The following is an 18607-nucleotide window of genomic DNA, read 5'->3' as shown; positions in this document are numbered from 1 at the left end:
CCATTTTCCATGCAGGAAGGGTGGAATCGATGCGGAAAAATTCAGCAATATCCGAATATATTTGACCGCTGGCTGAGGGTGGGGATTCTTGCTCGGAACGGTGCCGGGAGGGCCGTGAGTGCAATTTCATGACCTCGCATTTCACCGCCTTGGATTGGACTGTCTTGCTGGCCTACTTCGCGGCCACGCTCGGGGTCGGGCTGTTCTTGTCGCGCGGCAGCGGCTCGGCGGAGGGCTTCACGGCAGCGAACCGCTCGTTGCCGGGATGGGTCTGCGGGCTGTCGATTTTCGCGACCTTTCTTTCCAGCATCAGCTTCCTCGCCTTACCGGGAAAAAGCTTCGGCAGCGACTGGACGCCGTTTGCTTTCTCTCTCTCGATCCCCCTTGCGACTTGGATCGCCGCGCGCTGGTTCCTGCCCTTTTACCGGGCCAGCGGTGAGGTCTCGGCATACGCCCACTTGGAACACCGCTTCGGCCCTTGGGCCCGGGTGTATGCGAGCAGCTTCTACCTGCTGACCCAAGTCGCCCGGATCGCGATGGTGATGTATCTCATGGCGTTGCCGCTGGCCGTGATCATGGGGGTGCCCATCGGGAGTGTGCTGGTGATCACGGGGATGGTCGTCACCCTTTACTCGCTGGTGGGGGGCATCGTCGCGGTCATCTGGACGGATGCCTTGCAGGCCTTCGTCTTGATCGGCGGCGCGCTGGCCTGCCTGGCGCTGATGATTTTCCAACTCCCGGGCGGGCTTGGGGAATTATTCCGCGTGGCGGGGGAGCATCAGAAGTTCTCGATGGGATCGATGGCGCTCGACGATTGGTCGCGGCAAACCTTCTGGGTGGTCCTCCTGAACGGCCTGTTTGTGAACCTCCAAAACTTCGGCATCGATCAGAGCTACGTGCAGCGCTACATCGCCTCGTCCTCGGAAAAGGAAGCCCGCAAGAGCGTGTGGCTGGGAGGCATGCTCTATCTGCCGGTGAGCGCGGTATTTTTCCTGATCGGCACCGCGCTGTTCGCTTTCTATCTGTCGCGTCCCGGCGACCTCGCGGAGGTTCGTGATGCCGTGGCATCGCAACGCTTGATCACTGACGGCTTCGATCCCGCCGCTCCAGGCTTCGCGAGTGCGGTGGCCACAAAAGCGGCGACCCTCCCGGACGCAGACATTGGCGACGGGGTGTTCCCGCATTTCATCGGCAAGCATCTGCCATCCGGCGTCACCGGCCTGCTGATTGCTGCGGTTTTCGCAGCCGGGATGAGCACCATTTCGACCTCCCTGAACTCGGCCGCCACCGTGTTTCACGCCGACTTCTTCCTCCGCTTCTTTCGTCCCGATACCGGGGACCGTGGATCGTTGCGGGTGCTGCGATGGGCGACCTTGGTGTTTGGCGTCGTTGGCACTTCGGTTTCCTTCCTGCTGCTGAATATCGCGAGCGCGCTCGACGCGTGGTGGACCCTCTCGAGCATTTTCTCCGGAGGCATCCTGGGTCTCTTCCTATTGGGCCTGGTCTCCCGTCGCGCGTCCAACCCTGCCGCCATCGCGGCGGTGATTTGCGGGCTGGGGATCATCACCTGGATCACGCTTTCCACCGCCGGCCTGTGGCCGGAGTCGATGAGCGCCACGCGCGCTCCCTTCCACGCCTTCCTTGCCATCGTGCTCGGCACGCTGGTCATCCTGTTTGGCGGCGTCGCCTTCAGCACCCTGTTCCACCGAAAGCAAATCCGCTCATGACTCCTGCGCTCCGCATTCACGGCGTCGTCCCGCCCGTCCCGACGCCTCTCACCGCCACCGGCGCGGTGGACGCCGCCGCATTCCAAAGAATCTTCGATCATCTGGTGGCCGGAGGCGCGCATGCCGCCTTCGTGCTTGGCTCGACAGGTGAACTCGCGTCCTTGCCGTCCGGTCACCGTGGCGAGGTGATCCGTGAGGCGGTCGCCGCTTCTGCCGGCCGCATTCCCGTGCTGGTGGGAATTGCCGACAACTGCCCCGCCACCAGTGTCGATCTGGGGCGACTGGCACTCGACCTTGGGGCCGATGCCGTGGTCGCCGCCGCGCCGTCTTACTACGAATTGTCTTCCGATGAATTGCAGCGCCACTTCGACCACCTGCTGCCCCAACTCGAACTGCCGGTCCTTCTCTACAACATGCCCTGGCTGACCGGCCATGTGCTGGACGAAGCTTGCCTCCAGTCCGCCCTCGGACATCCGAACTTGATTGGCTTCAAGGACTCCTCCGGTGATCTGGCGTATCTCCAGAGCATGATCGAAATCGCCTCGGTCCGGCCGGAGGTCACCGTGCTTGTCGGAAACGAGTATCTGTATCTTTCCGCACTCAAGCTCGGTGCCCACGGGGTGGTGGGCGGGGGAGGGAACATCTATCCGTCGTTATTCCGGTCCCTTCAGGACGCCTTCGAAGAAGGCGACCTCGATACCGCCAGAGCGGCCCAAGCCAGAATCTCCCGTCTCGCGGATGAGACCTACGATCTCACGGGCCGTCCTACCTCCGTCTTCGTGACCATCAAGGCAGCGATGGCCGGTCTCGGCTTGTGCGAGCCACACATGGCTCCGCCATTGACCCCCTGCAGCGCAGACCAGATGGATGCCTTGCGTCTGGTCCTGGCGGGTTCGGATGCAAGGATGCCGGCGTTCCCCATCTTCGCGGTCGCGTGAAAGTCCTGTTGGTCATGCTCGCTGCCAGTTTCCCCGTCTTGGGAGTAACCGAACGGGTGCTTACCCGGAGTGCCGCCGGTCACTTGATCCACAATTCGCAAGTCTTCTCCCGCGATGGACGGCACATCGTCTTTGATTCGCGGAACGACGAGACCCAGCTCGCGTCCTCCGCCCGCATCGGGGTGGTAAACATCGTCACCGGCGAGGAGACGGTGATCTACGAGACTTCTCGTAGTTCACCACAGGGCCCCGGAGTCGGCGCGGCGACCTTCAGCCCGTCTTCGGATGATATCGTTTTCATCCATGGCCTCGACAATGCCAGCGCGGACCATCCCTACGCTGCGCAGCGGCGTTCGGCTGCCATCGTTTCGCTGGGAGCACCGGGCAAGATGTCCCGGCTCGATGCCCGCGACGTCACGCCCCCTTTCACGCCTGGAGCGCTGCGCGGTGGCACTCATGCCCACCATTGGTCGGGTGACGGGACGATGCTTTCTTTCACCTACAACGATGCCGTTGTTCCGGCCCCCGGCCCTGCTCCCGGCGACTTGCGGACGATCGGGGTGATCGAGATAAACTCGCCCGTGACCGTCGCCGATGCCCGCGCGGGTGACGAGTTTTCCGGCAAAGGGTTCACCGTGGTCGTGGTTCCCGTGAAGCCCGATCCCCGACCGGGAAGCGATGAGCTTTCCCGTGCCTGCGAGGAAGGATGGGTCGGGACAGATGGCTATCTCAGAGGGGACGGAAGGCGGCAGCGCAAGGCGATCGCATTCCTCGGAACCACCGTGGCGCGGAACGGCAGCCCGGTTTCAGAGGTCTTTCTCGCCGACCTGCCGGAAACGTTTTCCCGTGTAGGGGCGGAGGGGCCGCTGGAGGGTGCTAGCGACCGCCTCCCGAGCCCGCCAGCGGGAGTGACGATCCGGCGGCTCACCCACACCGAGAACACCGCCCGGCCGGGCCTGCAGGGCCCGCGCCACTGGATCCGCTCGTCTCCCGACGGATCGACCATCGCATTTCTCGATGAGGATGCCGATGGTGTGGTGCAAATCTTCGGCATATCTCCGGCCGGTGGAGAGATCCGGACACTTTCGCGGTTGAAGGAGTCCATTGAAACTCCCTTCACCTGGTCTCCTGATGGTCTCCATCTTGCCTGCTCGGCGGGAGGCAGGATTATCCGGATCAATGCTCGCACTGGAGCTTCCGAGCCTCTCACCTCCCGGCTTGCAGCTGACCAGTCGCCCTGCCATGGCGTGATCTTTTCGCCGGACGGAAAGCATCTGGCATTCAATCGCCGGCTGGCCCAGCCCGATGGGAGAAAGTTCCTCCAAGTCTGTGTGTTAGAGCTTGGCGGCCGTTGAATTCGGAGACTCCTCCCACTGACAAACACCGTCCGGTCGATCTTAATGTAGCCGAATATATTTGACGACACGCGGGTCCACCCACACCTTGCCCGACGAATACGACCCTACCCCGGAAACCCAGATCCAAACCCATGAAATCCGAAGCCTTTCGTCCCCTCCTTCTTGTAGTAAGTGCCTGTTGGGCGACCACAGCCCCGGTCCTCGCCGACTCCTTGGTCGCGGTGGCACTTTCGGACGGGAACATTGACGAGTACTACGTGGCCAAAGGCACTTTCAACGCGGCGGCCACGTGGTCCCGCGTGCGAACCATCGCCAATGTCCCCGGCATCTTTGCCGTTACTTACAACCCGAGCGACGACTGCTTCTACGCCACAGTCACCACGGCTTCCCTCCGGAAGGTCGTCAAGATCACCCGCGCCGGGCTGGTCAGTGACCTGGTCATCCGTGGAACCGGTACCACCGGCTGGACGAACGCCGATCCGCAGGGCATCGAGGTTGGACCCGACGGCAAGCTCTACTTCAGCACCGCCTTCGGGGGGGGTGCCAATGTTGGCAACGGCGTCTTCAGCCTCACCACGGCCGGCGGCAGCTTCACCCAGGTCATCCCCGTGTCCGGCACGGGATTCACCCTGGCCAACGCACGGGACTTGATCTGGAGCGGAGGCAATCTCTATGTCGCGTCGCGGAACTCAAACGCGGTGTACAAGTTTAGTTCGGCCGGAGTTTACCAATCCACGCTGACCACCGCCGCCACCGGCGCGACAGCATTGGCCGTGGATGGTACCACCTTGTTGGTCACGACGAACGTCGCCGCTCCGAACTCCCTGCGGAAGATCGACGCCTTCGCCACGGCTCCGGTTCTCGGCCAGCTCACGACCACCGGAAAGTCGAATGGCTTGGAGATCGGGCTGATCGAAGGTCAGCGGAATTATCTTACCTTCAACCAAGGCACGGGTGGGGCAGGGGATATCAACCGCCTCAACGCGGATGGCTCCTCGACGCCGATGGTTGCCTTCAATACGCCGACGGTGCGCACGGCAAACGACTTTGTAGTCTATCCAGACGTCGATTCCGAGCCCGATGGCCTGCCGGACAGTTGGGAGATCGCCAAACTCGGCGACATCAGCCAAGGCCCGGGGGGGAATACCGACGGGGACACCCTCACCCATGGCGAGGAGTACGCTGCCGGAACGAATCCAGCATCACCCGACACGGACGGTGATGGCGTTGCCGATGGGACGGAGGCGAATCGCCTCGTTTCCGGTTCGCCGGCCCCGACCAATCCCACGCTTGCCGATACCGATGGCGACGGTCTGACTGACAACCGGGAAACCCACACCGGGACCTTCGTTTCACTTGCCGATACCGGCACCAATCCGCTCGCCGCGGATAGCGATGGTGACACCTTCGCCGACTACGTGGAGATCGCGCGCGCCTCCGACCCCAATCTGGTGGGGAGTGTTCCCGGCACCAGTGCCCCGTCACCCATCGTCCGCCTGGATGCTTCGGCGCTCGCCGCCGGGCCACTCTCGTCTTGGGGCAATCTCGGCACCATCGGAAGCACCTTCAATGTGGAAACCCTGGACTCGCCGGTGGTGCAAACGATCCATGGAGTGAAAGGCGTCACCTTCAGTGGCGACGATGTGTTGGTAGGAATGGCCGCCCCGCCGGTGCTGACAGGAAACAGCTCCCGCACCATCACCGCGTGGATCTTCAATCCCACCGTGGCCAGTGAGGAAACCATCTTGACCTGGGGCCGCCGCGACGGGCCGAACAGCACCAATGCCTCCTTCCTCCACGGTACTAGCACCACCTTCGGAGCGGCCGGCCAATGGGGTGCCGATGCCGACATGCCATGGGGCGATGACGCATTCGAGATCGGCGAAGTTGTGAAGGCAGGCCGCTGGACCTACCTCGCATACACCTACGATGCTGCCGCGCCGAGGCAGGGCACGGTTTATGTCGATGGCGTCCTGACGCGCCAGGAAACCTTTGCCTCGGTGCTGGCCACTTGGGCGGTTGACAATACCAATGCTGCCCGGCCACTACCCTTCCGCATCGGCGGGAACACCGCTGCCAATGGTTCACTGTCCGCGACCGGTGGCGTGAACGCATCGCTCACGATCTCGAAGGTGGAAATCCTTGACCGCGCATTGACTCCGGCGGAGCTCGGCATCGCGGATAGCGATGGCGACGGGATCCCGGCCTGGTGGGAAACCTTCTATGGCCTCAGTGACAGCAACGGAGCCGATGCCTCCCTGCAAAACGACAGCGACAGTTCTAACAACCTCCAGGAATTCACCGCCGGTACCAATCCGCTGGCCGGAGACACCGATGGAGACGGGTTGCAGGATCACGTGGAAACGCGGAGCGGTTCCTTCGCGGGACCCTCTAGCACCGGGACCGACCCCCTGAAGGCCGACACCGATGGCGATGGCTTGCTCGATGGTGCCGAAACCGGTGACGGCACCTTTGTGTCCACCACCCAGACGGGTACCGACCCCAACGTTGCGGACACCGACAGTGACGGTCTGAGTGACGGGCTCGAAGTGCTGACCTACGTGACGAATCCCCTCGCAAACGCGGACAAGGACGGGGACACGCTGGTGGACGGGGATGAGGTGAACATCCATGGCACCAACCCTTCTCTCGTCGATACCGACGGTGATACCTTCAACGACAATGTCGAGATTGCCGCCGCCTCCGACCCGCTGGTCGCGGTGTCGACGCCGTCGAATCTTCCGGGTTACAGCGGCGCGCTCATCCATCGCTTCAAGTTCGACGAAACCGCGGGAACTTCCGCCGCGGATAGCGAAAGCGCGAACGTGGGCACGATTGGAACCGATGTGATCCTCGGCCAGTCAGGACGGGACGGGAATGCGGTCACCTTTCCGGCCATCGCGACCGCGAATTCGAAGGTGCTCTTGCCATCCTCGCTGATCCCGACGGGAGCCTCGCCTTTCACTTTCAGCACCTGGGTCCGCCTCGCCGGACCGCTGGCCAATGGGGCGCAGCTCCATTTCCTGTCCGCCAACAATGGCCAGGCAGGGCGTTGGAACTTCGGTGTCTATGACGCCGACGCGACAGCGGCGGTCGATGCCCGCCTCTTCTGGTTCCACAACGGCGGCGTCGGCCAACTGAGTGCGGTGGCGGGCTTCAACTTCAACGACCACTTGAACGAATGGGTTCACGTGACGGTTGCCCGCAGCGGCACCGGGCTGACCGACATCTACATCAACGGGGCCAGCGCAAGCGACCCGATGCTCGCGCTGTCCAGCAAGGCGGCCTTGAGCGCATCCACCCAGATCTCGGTAGGGTCCCGCCCGCTGACCTTAATCGACCAGGTGAACGGAAAGGTCGACGACCTCCGCTTTTACGACGGAGGCCTCTCGCCCGCCAACGTGCTGGCCCTCTATCAGTCGTATCCTGCGCTCAACGACTACGACGCTTGGGCCGCCGGCTACGGCATCGATCCAAGCGGCCCGAACGGTGGCTCGGCCGAGGACTTTGACGGCGACGGAACCGCCAACGGCGTCGAGTTCGCCCTGGATCTCGATCCTACGAGCGGTGCCTCACGTTTTGCCATCACCATCACCGGCACGGCTGCGACAGGCCTGACGCTCACCTGGCCCAGCGCGGAAGGTATTTCCTTCCAGGTCAAGAGCAGCATCGACCTCTTGAGCTTCCCGGTGCTGGAGGCGACGATCGTCGGTCAGGCCTCACAGACCACGGCCACTTGGACCACGCCGCCGGCCTCGGAACTGCGAAAGTTCTATCGCGTCGAATTCAATCCCTGAAGAGCTTCGGCAACCACGTCTGCGATGTTCAATCGGGTCATCGTGGACGTCGTCGAAAGGGCTCCTTCCTGCTTGGGTTCGGGAAGGGGCCAATTTCTTCACCTCTTGTCCCCATGCTTTCCCACGTCCGCTGGCTCGCTTGGTTACCGCTTCTCGCGCAGGCGGATCACTTCGACGTCTACATCCTGGCCGGCCAGTCGAATGCCGGCGGTCATGGCTATGTCAGCCGCGAGTTCTCGCAGTTCAGTCCGAAAGGGGACGAGGGTTTGGAGGAACTCGGAAAGTCGTCGTACTTGCAGCCGCAGCCCGATGCCTTGTTCATTCACTGGCGCGGGGGAAATCCCAGCGCCGCGCGGCCCGTGCTGTGGGACGCCCGCAGCGACGGTTGGATCCCGATGAGGGCAGGCTACTCCCTCTACGGCTACAACAGCGCGAATCCGGCGCAGCTTGGAACTGAGATCGCCAACCATCCCTTCGGCGCGGAAGTGACCTTCGCCGAGCGGATTCGCGAGGGGCGTCCCGGGAGGAAGGTGGCCATCATCAAGTATTCGCAAGGAGCCACCGGCTTCGGCACCGCCGCCGCGCCGGGTGCTTGGGATCCGGCGGCGGGGAGAGCTTACGACATCTCCACCTATGCCAATGCGGGCCATTGCTACGCCGGCCTGTTAGAGCTGGTGGAAGGTTCTCTCCAGACGCTCACGCAGCAGGGCCACACCCACGAGGTTCGCGGGATGATGTGGCATCAGGGCGAGAACGACAGCGGCTTGAGCACCGCGGTTTACAAGGACCGATTGAAGGAATTCATCGGCGCGATCCGCAGCGATCTCGACGAGCCGGAACTGCCTTTTCTTGTCGGCGAGTTGATCCAGACTTCCTACGCCAATACCCGGGCCGCCCAGCAGCAGGCCGCCGCGGAGGTGCCCGACGCGGCGTTCATTTCGTCGGTTACATTGAAAGGCGACAGCACCGCGATCCACTTCGACACGACCGGCCAGCTCGACTTCGGCCGTCGTTACGCCGAGCGGATGCTCCAGGTCGGCCCCGCCATGCGGAGGGCAATCGCGCATTGGAAGCTCGATGAAACGACGTTGCCTTGGACAGGTGCCTACGACGGCATTCCCGACTCGGTCAGTGGGACGGAGGGCATTCTTTACGGCTACGTGGAGTCCGACCAGGTGGCGGTCAACAGCACCGTGGTCAATCGCGACGGCCCGGAAGCCGGTGGAGACCGCGCCTACGACTTCGCGCCGGACGCGGGAATCGCGGGCATCAATACCAACCGCCCCGACGCCCTGCCGGCGAAGGGCGACTTCACGCTGCTGGTGTCGATGAAGACGACCCACCTGCACACCGCGCAGGGCCATCTTTTCTCCAACAACAACGGGCAGCCCGGCCGGGCCGGCCTGTATGTCCTGAACGGCGCGCTGAGCTGGTTCGTGGAAGGCGGCGTCAGCCTGAGCGAACCGGCCAGTCCGATCTTCGACGGCCAGTGGCACCGCGTCGGCATCATGCGTAAAGGGGACGCCTGGAGCCTGCTACGCGATGGGGAGATTGTAGCTTCGGTTAACTCAGCAAGGGGGATCGACCAGACCGTCGAATGGATGATCGGGCGCATGCGGGCCTTCAATGGGAACTACGAAGGCATGATCGGAGATGTGCTCGTTCTGAATCATGCGGTCACGGACCCGCTCGAGATCGAAAGCTCGCAGATCATCCCCGGGGGCACATGCCAGCTCGAGTGGAGCAGCCAAGCCGGATTTGAATACGGCGTTGAATCCTCTGTGAACCTCGTTGATTGGAGTCTTTTCCGCATCGTCCCCGCTGCCGCAGGCCCTACGACCACGGACATCTTTCCCGACCCGGGAGACGGCGACCGGCTATTTCTCCGCATCCGCTGATTACCCCATGTCCTGCCGCCTTTCATTCTGGCTCCTGCTCTCGCTGTCTGGCTCTGCCCTCGCGCAGGTGTCGCCCGACCTGCCCGGCACGCTTGTTTCCTACTCACCGTCTTCGTCCGCCAAATATGTCGGCTCGCCGGGGCTGGCCAAGCTGCCGGACGGCACGCTGGTGGCGTCGCATGATGAGTTTGGCGGGGGAAGCTCGATGAACACGAGTGCTGTCACTCGCGTGTTCCGCTCAACCGACGGTGGCCTCACCTGGACACCTGCCACGGTGATCAACGGGGCGTTCTGGAGCAGTCTCTTCTTCCACCGCGATGCGCTCTACCTACTGGGCGAGAATCGCCAGTACGGCGACGTTGTCATCCGGCGTTCCTCCGATGGCGGCCTCACTTGGACCAATCCCGGCAGCGCCACCACCGGCCTGCTCGCGGGGGGCGGCCAGTATCATGGCGCACCGATGCCTGTGATCGAGCACGCGGGGCGGCTCTGGCGGGCCATGGAGCGGCGCGATCCGGCCAGCGGCTGGGCACCGAATTTCCGCGCGGCGATGATGTCGGCACCCGCGGATGCGAATTTGTTAGACGCAGGCCAGTGGACCTTCAGCAACCTGCTTCCCAGCCAGCCCTCCTGGCTCGGTGGCGAGTTCGGCGGGTGGCTGGAGGGCAACGCGGTGGTGGATCCGGCGGGTAATCTTGTGAATCTGCTGCGGGTCGATCACCCCGATCATCCGGAGAAGGCTGCCATGCTCAGCGTATCGGCCAATGGACAGACGATCGCTTTTAACCCTGCCACAGGCTTCGTCAATCTGCCGGGCGGTTCGAAGAAGTTCGCCATCCGCCACGATCCCGAGAGCAACCGCTACTGGTCGCTGGCCAACCGCGTGCCGGCCGCTTTCCAAGGTGGCAGCCATCCGGGCAGCACACGCAACACGCTGTCGCTGGTCTCTTCGGCGAATCTCCGTGACTGGATCGATCACGGCACCGTGATTTCGCATCCCGACATCACCCGCCATGGCTTTCAGTACGTGGAGTGGTTGTTCGACGGCGACGACCTGATTGCCACGTCGCGCACCGGTTTCGATGACACCGCGGGCGGTGCGGCGAATTACCATGACGCCAATCACCTGACCTTTCACCGGGTCCGCAACTTCCGGGACTTCGCGGGGAGCGACCTGCCGGGTCCGTGGCGGCACGCCTACTCGACCGACGGCGATCTCGATGCAAGCGGCGACGAGGACGGCGATGGCTTCACCAACCGTCACGAGTTTCTTGCAGGCTCGAATCCGCGGCGGGCGGGTAACACCCCGGCCCGAATGAAGGAAAAGGCACGGGTCGCTTTAGCCGGTGCCTCCGGGGTCGATCTCTATCAGGTCACGGCCACCGGCTCCTGGACCTTGGAGCGGCAACTGACAGTCGGCACGTACCAATCGTTGGTCTATCATGGAGGATTCCTTTTCGGCGCGGGCTTCAACCACATCGACCGCATCGACCCTCAATCCGGTGCCGCCACTACCCTGGTCACGCGCAATGCCGGCAGCGCCGTGGCCGCGGGCTGGACCACGGCGGATACCCAGCAGCTCGCTCTCGGTCCGGATGGCCTGCTGTATTTTGCCACTGCCTTCGGAGCATCTGCCGGCCAAGGCGTGTTCCGGCTGGCGACCGACGGGACGGCGTTCGCGCGTTTCATCGACCGAAGTGGCGGCAGCGGAGCCACGGCGTGGGATCTCAACAATGCCCGCGGCCTCGCGTGGATTGGTTCGCGCTGCTTCGTCTCGTCGCGGGCCGGCACCGCCAGCACCAACCGGCCGATCTACGAGTTCAACGCTGCGGGACAAGTCGTCCGCCTGCTGCGCGGGGATCTGAGGGCCCCTCAAGGACTGCTTGCCGACGGGAATGACCTGAGAGTGGCTGGCTACAGCGGGACGCTCGGCTCTTACGATACCGCTGAAAACTCACCCGGCACCATTGAGGGACTGGTCTCCGGGTTGCCCTCGATGATCTCAATGAGTGCCACGGAGCTATTCGGCGAGGTCCATGTCGTCACTTACCAGAGTGGCATCTGGAAACACGGCGACCGCTCGTCCTTGACCAAGGTCCATGCGCCGACGAGTTCACTGCATGCCGCCATGGCCGTGCTGCCGATGGCCGATCCATTCGACAGATGGATTGCTGGCTATGATGGATTGACGGAGACGGACGGGCGGGACGATCCCGACGGTGATGGAGTGCCCAACCGGCTGGAGTTCTTGTTAGGGTGGAATCCCGTTGACGGCACCTCGCGCTTTGAAGCGACTGCGGCGCTTCTGCCGGGAGGAGCGCTGCGCATTTCATGGCCAAGCTCTCCTGATGCGGTATTTACGATCCGGAGCAGTACGGACCTCGAAGACTGGACGCTGATCGAGGCGGTCGTGAGCGGGGCGGCCGGTGAATCCCGGGCCCAATGGGATTCGCAGCCAGATCCTGCGGTGTCCCGTTTCTATCGGATCGAGTGGGTGGATTCATCGCCATGAAAGCAGCGCTTGGTCTTGATTTCGGCACGCTTTCCGTGCGTGCGCTGGTGGTGGGTCTGGACGGTCGGGAGCTTGGCTCCGCGACCCGCGACTACGCGCATGGGGCCATTTGCGATCACCTGCCGGGAAGCGACCTTGCCTTACCGCCTGACTTCGCCTTGCAGCATCCGCTGGACTGGCTGGAGTCGGCGGTGGAGGCGGCGCGCGATGCCATCCGGCAGGCAGAGGGTCATGAGGTGGTGGGGATCGGCGTGGATTTCACCAGTTGCACGATGTTGCCGCTGGATCGGGACGGCGCTCCCCTGTGCCTCAACCGGGAGTTCACGCTAGTGCCCCATGCCTGGGCGAAGCTGTGGAAGCACCACGGTGCCATCCCGCAAGCCGCGAGGATGACAGCACTGGCACGCGAACGCGGCGAATCCTTCCTGGCGCGCTACGGCGGCACCATCGGTGAGGAGTGGTTGTTCCCCAAAATCCTGGAAGTCATCGAGAACGCACCGGAGGTCGCGGAGGCCGCGTCCCACTGGATGGAAGCCGGCGACTGGGTGGTATGGCAACTCATCGGAGGTTCGGCCGTGCCACTTGTCCGCTCGACCTGCCAGGCGGGATACAAGGGACTCTGGAGCGCGCAGGACGGAGGTCCCTCCGACGACTTTCTGGCCGCCCTTCATCCGGCCCTGCCTGCGGCGGCCCGCAAGATCCCCGACCTCACGATCGCCCCGGGAAACGCGGCCGGAGTGCTTTCGGCGCGGATGGCAGAGCGGCTCGGTATCCGCTCCGGCATCCCGGTGAGCGCCGCAATTATCGATGCCCACGCGGGCGTGCCTGGAGCAGGTGCGTCGATGCCCGGCACGCTGGTGATGGTGCTCGGAACCAGCTCATGCCACATGCTCAACAGCGAGGTGGACACCACCATCCCGGGCGTTGCGGGCGTGGTGCGCGATGGCATCCTTCCGGGCTTTTATGGCTATGAAACCGGCCAGGCAGCGGTGGGGGACGCCTTCGACTGGCTCCGCTGCATGACCGGCGAGACCGGCTTCTCGCGACTCTCGAAAGAGGCTGCCGCCTTGCCCGCCGGTGCGGAGGGCGTGCGCTGCCTCGATTGGTTCAACGGCTGCCGGACCCCGTACATGGATGGCTCGCTGCGAGGGGCCTTCACCGGTCTCTCGCTGCGTCACGGCCCGGCGCACCTGCACCGTTCGCTGATGGAAGCTACTGCATTCGGCGTCCGCTGGATCGTCGATCTCTTCCGCGGGGCGGGCGTTCCCGTCGAGCGGTTCTGCGCGACCGGGGGCTTGCCCCATCACGATCCCTTCCTGATGCAGATCTATGCCGACGTGCTCGGCGAGAGCATCACCATCCCGCCCTCGCGGCATGGTCCCGCCCTCGGTGCCGCCATTCTCGGCGCTCTCGCCGCCGGCGAGTTCCGGGACGCGGCAAGCGCCATCGAGTCGATGACGGCGCTGGGCAATGCCACGGCGCGGGTGGTCGTGCCTGGCAAGGATGCTGCCAGCTACGAACCCATCTACGATGAGTATCGTAGATGGGGCGAAACCTTCCAACCGTCATGAACGACCGCAAACAGATTCACCTCGTGGTCAACCGACTTGCTGTGCGGCACCTTGCGGGAATGAAAACGCTTCGGAATCTCGTCATCGCCGCTGCTTTCCTCGTCCCCGCCGCAGCGAAAGACCCGCGGCCTAACATCATCGTCCTCCTCGCCGATGACCTCGGGTGGCACGATCTCGCTTGCACGGGACATGGGCAGCACCGCACCCCGAACCTGGACCGCCTCGCGGCAGCGGGGATGCAGTTCACAGACGCAAATGCGGCGGCACCCATCTGCTCGGCCTCACGGGCCGCCTTGCTGACCGGCCGCAGTCCCGCGCGGTTGAAGTATGAATTCGTGCCGAAGTTCGAGACCGGCCGTCAGAAGGGTCCGTGGCCGCTGGTGACTCCGGACTATCCGACCGAACTGCCGTCGGACACGCCGACCGTCGGGAACGCGCTGAAGGCGGCTGGCTATGCCACCGCCTTTGCAGGGAAATGGCATCTCAACCGGCATCAGGGCCGCTACCTCGGGTGGCGGCCCGGCCATGGTCCGGAATCCTTCGGCTTTGATCATTGCATCGACGACCTTGGCGCACATCCGTACAGCTACGGCGGCAAGACTCCGCCGCCGGTGGACGGCGACAGCTTCCCCGCCGACCGGCTGACCGATGGCGCGGTCGGATTTCTCCGCCGCGATCACGACCGCCCCTTTCTCCTATGGATGTCGTACTACCAGGTACACGATCCCTTCCATTCGCGCTGCGCTGACCGCATTGCCTGGCATCAGGCGAGGCTCCCCGTAGGGGCGGACCCGAAGCGTGCACGCTATGCCGCCATGGTGGAAACCCTGGACCACGAAGTGGGTCGGCTGCTTGACGCGATCGACGCCACCGGCAAGGCAAAGGACACCTTGGTCATCTTCACCTCCGACAACGGCGGGCACCCCGAAGTCTCGGCCAACGGCCCGCTGCGCGGCTCGAAGTGGAACCTTTACCAAGGCGGCCTGCGGGTGCCGTGGCTGGTCCGCTGGCCGGCCGTCGTCAAGGCCGGCAGCCGCTGCGCTGACCCGGTGATCGGCAGCGACCTCGCCGCCACCCTGCTCGCAGCGGCAGGGATTGATCCCGCTCAGGCCACGGATGGCCGCAGCTTTCTGCCGCAGCTTGAAGGACGGGCCCCGGAAAGCACTTCACTGGATCGCGAACTGGTGTGGCACTTCCCGTTCTATCAGCCGGAAACAGGTTTCGAGAAAGCGAAGCGGGACATTGGGGTGAATGACTTCGCGGTCTCGCAGACCCGGCCGCAGTCTGCCTTGCGACAGGGGAGGTGGAAGCTCGTCCATCATTATGAGGGCAGTCGCGACGAGTTGTTCGACCTCGCCGCCGATCCCTCCGAGCAGAAGGATCTCTCGCGCCAAGAGCCGCAACGGGCCGCCGCGATGCGTGAACGCCTCTTTTCCCAACTCAGCGACGCCGGTGCCCGCATGCCACGGCCGCGACCTTGAAGCTTGCCCGGACAGGACTCGCGAAAAGACCCACTCCCGAAAGCGGTATGATCGTCATGAAACCTCTCACCCTCGCGCCAAACCCGTGAAAGCCCGGCTTCCCGCCATCATGGCCGCCGTCTTGTCGGCCGCTTCCCTCCATGTGCAGGCGGCACCCGCGCCACCGCCGGGTCAGGTCATCCACCACTCGCCCGCTTCTTCCCGTCTCTACATCGGCTCGCCCTCGCTCTGCGTGATGCCGGATGGGAGCTATGTTGCGTCGCACGATTTGTTCGGTCCCGGGAGCAAGGAGTACGAACTCGCCAAGGCCCGCCTCTACCGCTCGACCGACAAAGGCGCGACTTGGCAGCATGTCACCGACTTTGACGGTTATTTCTGGACCGGCATCTTCGTCCACCGCGGTGCCGCCTTCACGCTCGGAACGGACATGCATCACGGCAAGGTCGTGATCCGCCGCTCGGTGGATTCCGGGAAAACCTGGACGGCCCCGGTCGTCCTCGCGGAAGGCGAGTGGCATACCGCGCCCATGCCCGTGATCGAGCATCAGGGCCGGATCTGGCGGGCGATCGAGGATGCGATGGGCGGCACCAAATGGGGAGAACGCTATCGGGCGAGAATGATGTCTGCTCCGGTGGATGCCGACCTGCTTGACCCGAAGAGCTGGACTTTCAGCAATCCACTGGCGCGGAATTCCACCTGGCTGGGCAATGATTTTGCCGCGTGGTTGGAAGGAAATGCCGTTGCCGATCCAGAGGGGAACGTCGTGAACCTTCTGCGGGTCGACAATTCCAAGCCTCCCGAGAAGGCTGCCATCGTTCGCCTGTCGAAAGACGGAACCACTGCAACCTTCGATGCCGACAAGGACTTCATCGAGTTTCCGGGTGGGGCGAAGAAATTCACCATCCGCCAGGACCCGCAAGGTGGCGGCTATTGGTCCATCGCCTCCATCATCCCGGAGCGACATGGGGATGCCGGACGGCCCGCCAGCATCCGGAACACGCTGGCCTTGATCCACAGCAAGGATCTCCGCACGTGGGAAACTCGCTGCGTGCTGCTCTATCATCCGGATGTCGTCCGGCATGGCTTCCAGTATGTCGATTGGCAGTTCGAGGGCGAGGATCTGATCGCCGTCTGCCGAACCGCGTGGGATGACAAGGAAGGAGGCGCGCGAAACAATCACGATGCGAACTTCCTGACCTTTCACCGCTGGAAAAGCTTCCGCACGCTGTCGAGGAAAGACGACGTCCCGATGCCGGAGTTTACCGGCCGCATCCAGGAAACGGGAGCGTTGACCTTGAATGGCGTCTCCTACGCCATCGGGCGGCTGGAAACCGGCGCGCAGGCGTTCTCGAACCGCGGCTACCGCTGGCAAAACGTGCCACAAGCGCTGGAAGGAAAGTCATTCACCCGGCTCAATGGCGGAGCGAAGGAAATACTCGAGGTGACCGCCAAGCGCGACACCGTGGTCCGCATTGCCATCGCCACCGGACAGACGCCGATCGATCTGGCCGGCTGGACGGCCGAGAAACTGGAATTTTCCTACGATGACTCCAGTAGGACGAGGGTCGTCGTGCATTCCCGCCCGCTCGAAAAAGGCAATACCCTCCGGTTGCCACGAGGAAACTGGACAGGAGCCATCCTCATCCTCGACGAAAATTGAATCGATGTCCGATCTGCTTGTAACGCCCGCTGTCAGACCGCGCCTCTGGGTTGCCGGCCCGGTGGATGAGATCCTCGCTGCCGCTGCCACGGGATTGGTGGAAGCGGTGGTCACCAATCCCGACGTGCTCGCTTCGTGGCGCGAAGCCGACGGAGTGCCTCCCGAAAGGACTGCGGCGAGAATCGCCGGCGATACCGGCCTCCCGGTGTTTCTTCAGCTCCGCGGGCCCGACCGGGAAAGCTTCCTTCGTCAGGCCGCGGCCATCCGGGCATTGGACCCACGGCTGCTGCCGAAGATACCCGCGACGGCGGAGGGCTTCTCAGCTGCCGCCGCATTGCGGGACGCGCCCGTGTTGATCACGGCGGTGGCCACGCTTGCCCAGGCCGCCGCTGCCGCCGCCGCAGGTGCGCGGTTCCTTTGCCCCTACTTCGCGCGGATGCGGGACTTGGGCATGGATCCAGCGCGGCTTTGTTTTGAGGCCTCGCGGCTCAGTGCCGCCATGGAACTGGTCCCGGCGAGCCTCCGGACGGTGGACGATTTCGAACTCGCCCTGCGCTCGGGAAGCACCGGTGGCATCGTCTTCACCGGTCTGTTTCGGGAGATGCTGGAACACGACAACGTGCTTCGCGCGATGGATGGATTCGAGCCGGCGTGGACGAAGTGTTCGGGAAGCATCCTATGCACATGAAAGTGGTCGTCATCGCCAGCTATGTGAGCGAACTCATATTCCGGGTCCCGCGATTGATGAGACCGGGTGAAACCCAGGCGGGCGCGTTCCGCGAAGGACTGGGCGGCAAGGGGTTCAACATGACCATTGCGGCCGGCCGCTGTGGCGCCGAGGTGCTTCCGGTGATGAAGCTCGGGACGGATGCCTATGCCGCCAAGGCTACCGATTTCCTGCGTTCCGAGGGCATATCCTGCGACCACGTTAACCAGGCAGCGGTAGGGGTGCCGTCGGGTTGCGGAGTGATCCTTGTGGGGGACGACGGTGAAAATGCGATCGCCATCGACCCGGGAGCCAATGCCCTGCTCGACGAAAGTGACATCGGAGCCGCCCAGAGCCACATCGCCAGCGCGAGCGTTGTTCTCGCGCAGCTTGAATGTCCGGTAGCGGCGGTTTTAGGGGCATTTCGCCTGGCCCGCGCCGCGGGCGTCATGACGGTGCTCAATCCCGCTCCCGCGCCAACCGTCCCGCTGCCGGATGAGCTGCTGGCCCTGACGGATGTGATCACTCCCAATGAATCCGAGGCTGCCGCACTGACCGGATATGGCGTGGATGGGGACTGGCGGGTCGCGGCTCGCCGGCTCCAATCGATGGGGCCGGGAGCGGTTGCGATCACGCTGGGATCACGTGGCGTGGGGCTGCTGCATGGGGCCATGGAGCTGCACTTGCCCGCCCCCACGGTTGACGCCATCGACACGTCGGGTGCGGGAGACGCGTTCAATGGTGCCTTGGTGGCCAGGTTGGCCTCAGGGCACACGCTTGAACAGGCATGCCTGTTTGCGGTTCGCTATGCTGCCATCCAAGTCACGCGCCGGGGGACCTCCTCGGCCATGCCGTGGGGGAGAGAGGTTCCGTGAAAGCGCCTGCCGAACTCCCTTCATCTGTCCAAAGGGGCCACTGAACCTTCGTTCCAGCTGAACCTGAGGCATACGATTTGCCTC

11 protein-coding genes are annotated in these 18607 nt (G+C 63.8%); all 11 read left to right on the top strand.

The genetic code is table 11. The features are described 5' to 3' along the window. The first annotated feature begins 128 nt into the window (after positions 1-128). The 11 genes from OKA05_RS12665 (at position 129) to OKA05_RS12615 (ending at position 18523) form a co-directional block, all read left to right on the top strand. Positions 129-1727, top strand: a complete 1599-nt coding sequence (locus OKA05_RS12665; protein WP_264487514.1) for a sodium:solute symporter family protein — start codon at positions 129-131, stop codon at positions 1725-1727. Further along, on the top strand, positions 1724-2665 hold the full coding sequence (locus OKA05_RS12660; protein WP_264487513.1) for a dihydrodipicolinate synthase family protein: 942 nt from the start codon (positions 1724-1726) through the stop codon (positions 2663-2665). The genes OKA05_RS12665 and OKA05_RS12660 overlap by 4 nt, the downstream gene beginning before the upstream one ends. Further along, entirely contained in the window at positions 2662-4020 is a 1359-nt protein-coding gene (locus OKA05_RS12655) for a DUF3748 domain-containing protein (protein WP_264487512.1), read from the top strand. The genes OKA05_RS12660 and OKA05_RS12655 overlap by 4 nt, the downstream gene beginning before the upstream one ends. A 134-nt stretch (positions 4021-4154) precedes the next feature. Next, complete coding sequence (locus tag OKA05_RS12650) at positions 4155-7820, top strand: LamG domain-containing protein (protein ID WP_264487511.1); 3666 nt, start codon at positions 4155-4157, stop codon at positions 7818-7820. Between the two features lie 113 nt (positions 7821-7933). Next, entirely contained in the window at positions 7934-9718 is a 1785-nt protein-coding gene (locus OKA05_RS12645; RefSeq protein ID WP_264487510.1) for a sialate O-acetylesterase, read from the top strand. Positions 9719-9725: 7 nt separating this feature from the next. Next, on the top strand, positions 9726-12230 hold the full coding sequence (locus OKA05_RS12640; RefSeq protein ID WP_264487509.1) for a sialidase family protein: 2505 nt from the start codon (positions 9726-9728) through the stop codon (positions 12228-12230). Then, the gene (locus OKA05_RS12635; RefSeq protein WP_264487508.1) at positions 12227-13801 is read left to right on the top strand and encodes a ribulokinase; all 1575 of its coding nucleotides are present in this window, start codon (positions 12227-12229) and stop codon (positions 13799-13801) included. The genes OKA05_RS12640 and OKA05_RS12635 overlap by 4 nt, the downstream gene beginning before the upstream one ends. Further along, entirely contained in the window at positions 13798-15282 is a 1485-nt protein-coding gene (locus OKA05_RS12630) for a sulfatase (protein WP_264487507.1), read from the top strand. The genes OKA05_RS12635 and OKA05_RS12630 overlap by 4 nt, the downstream gene beginning before the upstream one ends. An 85-nt stretch (positions 15283-15367) precedes the next feature. Continuing rightward, entirely contained in the window at positions 15368-16942 is a 1575-nt protein-coding gene (locus OKA05_RS12625; protein WP_264487506.1) for a sialidase family protein, read from the top strand. Positions 16943-16946: 4 nt separating this feature from the next. Then, complete coding sequence (locus OKA05_RS12620) at positions 16947-17630, top strand: transaldolase family protein (protein ID WP_264487505.1); 684 nt, start codon at positions 16947-16949, stop codon at positions 17628-17630. Continuing rightward, positions 17627-18523, top strand: coding sequence for a ribokinase (locus OKA05_RS12615; protein WP_264487504.1), 897 nt, complete (start codon positions 17627-17629; stop codon positions 18521-18523). Before OKA05_RS12620 ends, OKA05_RS12615 begins: the two co-directional genes overlap by 4 nt. The last annotated feature ends 84 nt before the right edge of the window (positions 18524-18607 follow it).

The organism is Luteolibacter arcticus, assembly GCF_025950235.1.
In the GTDB taxonomy this organism is placed as follows: Bacteria; Verrucomicrobiota; Verrucomicrobiia; order Verrucomicrobiales; family Akkermansiaceae; genus Haloferula; species Haloferula arctica.
This window is presented reverse-complemented; position numbering and strand designations above follow the sequence as displayed.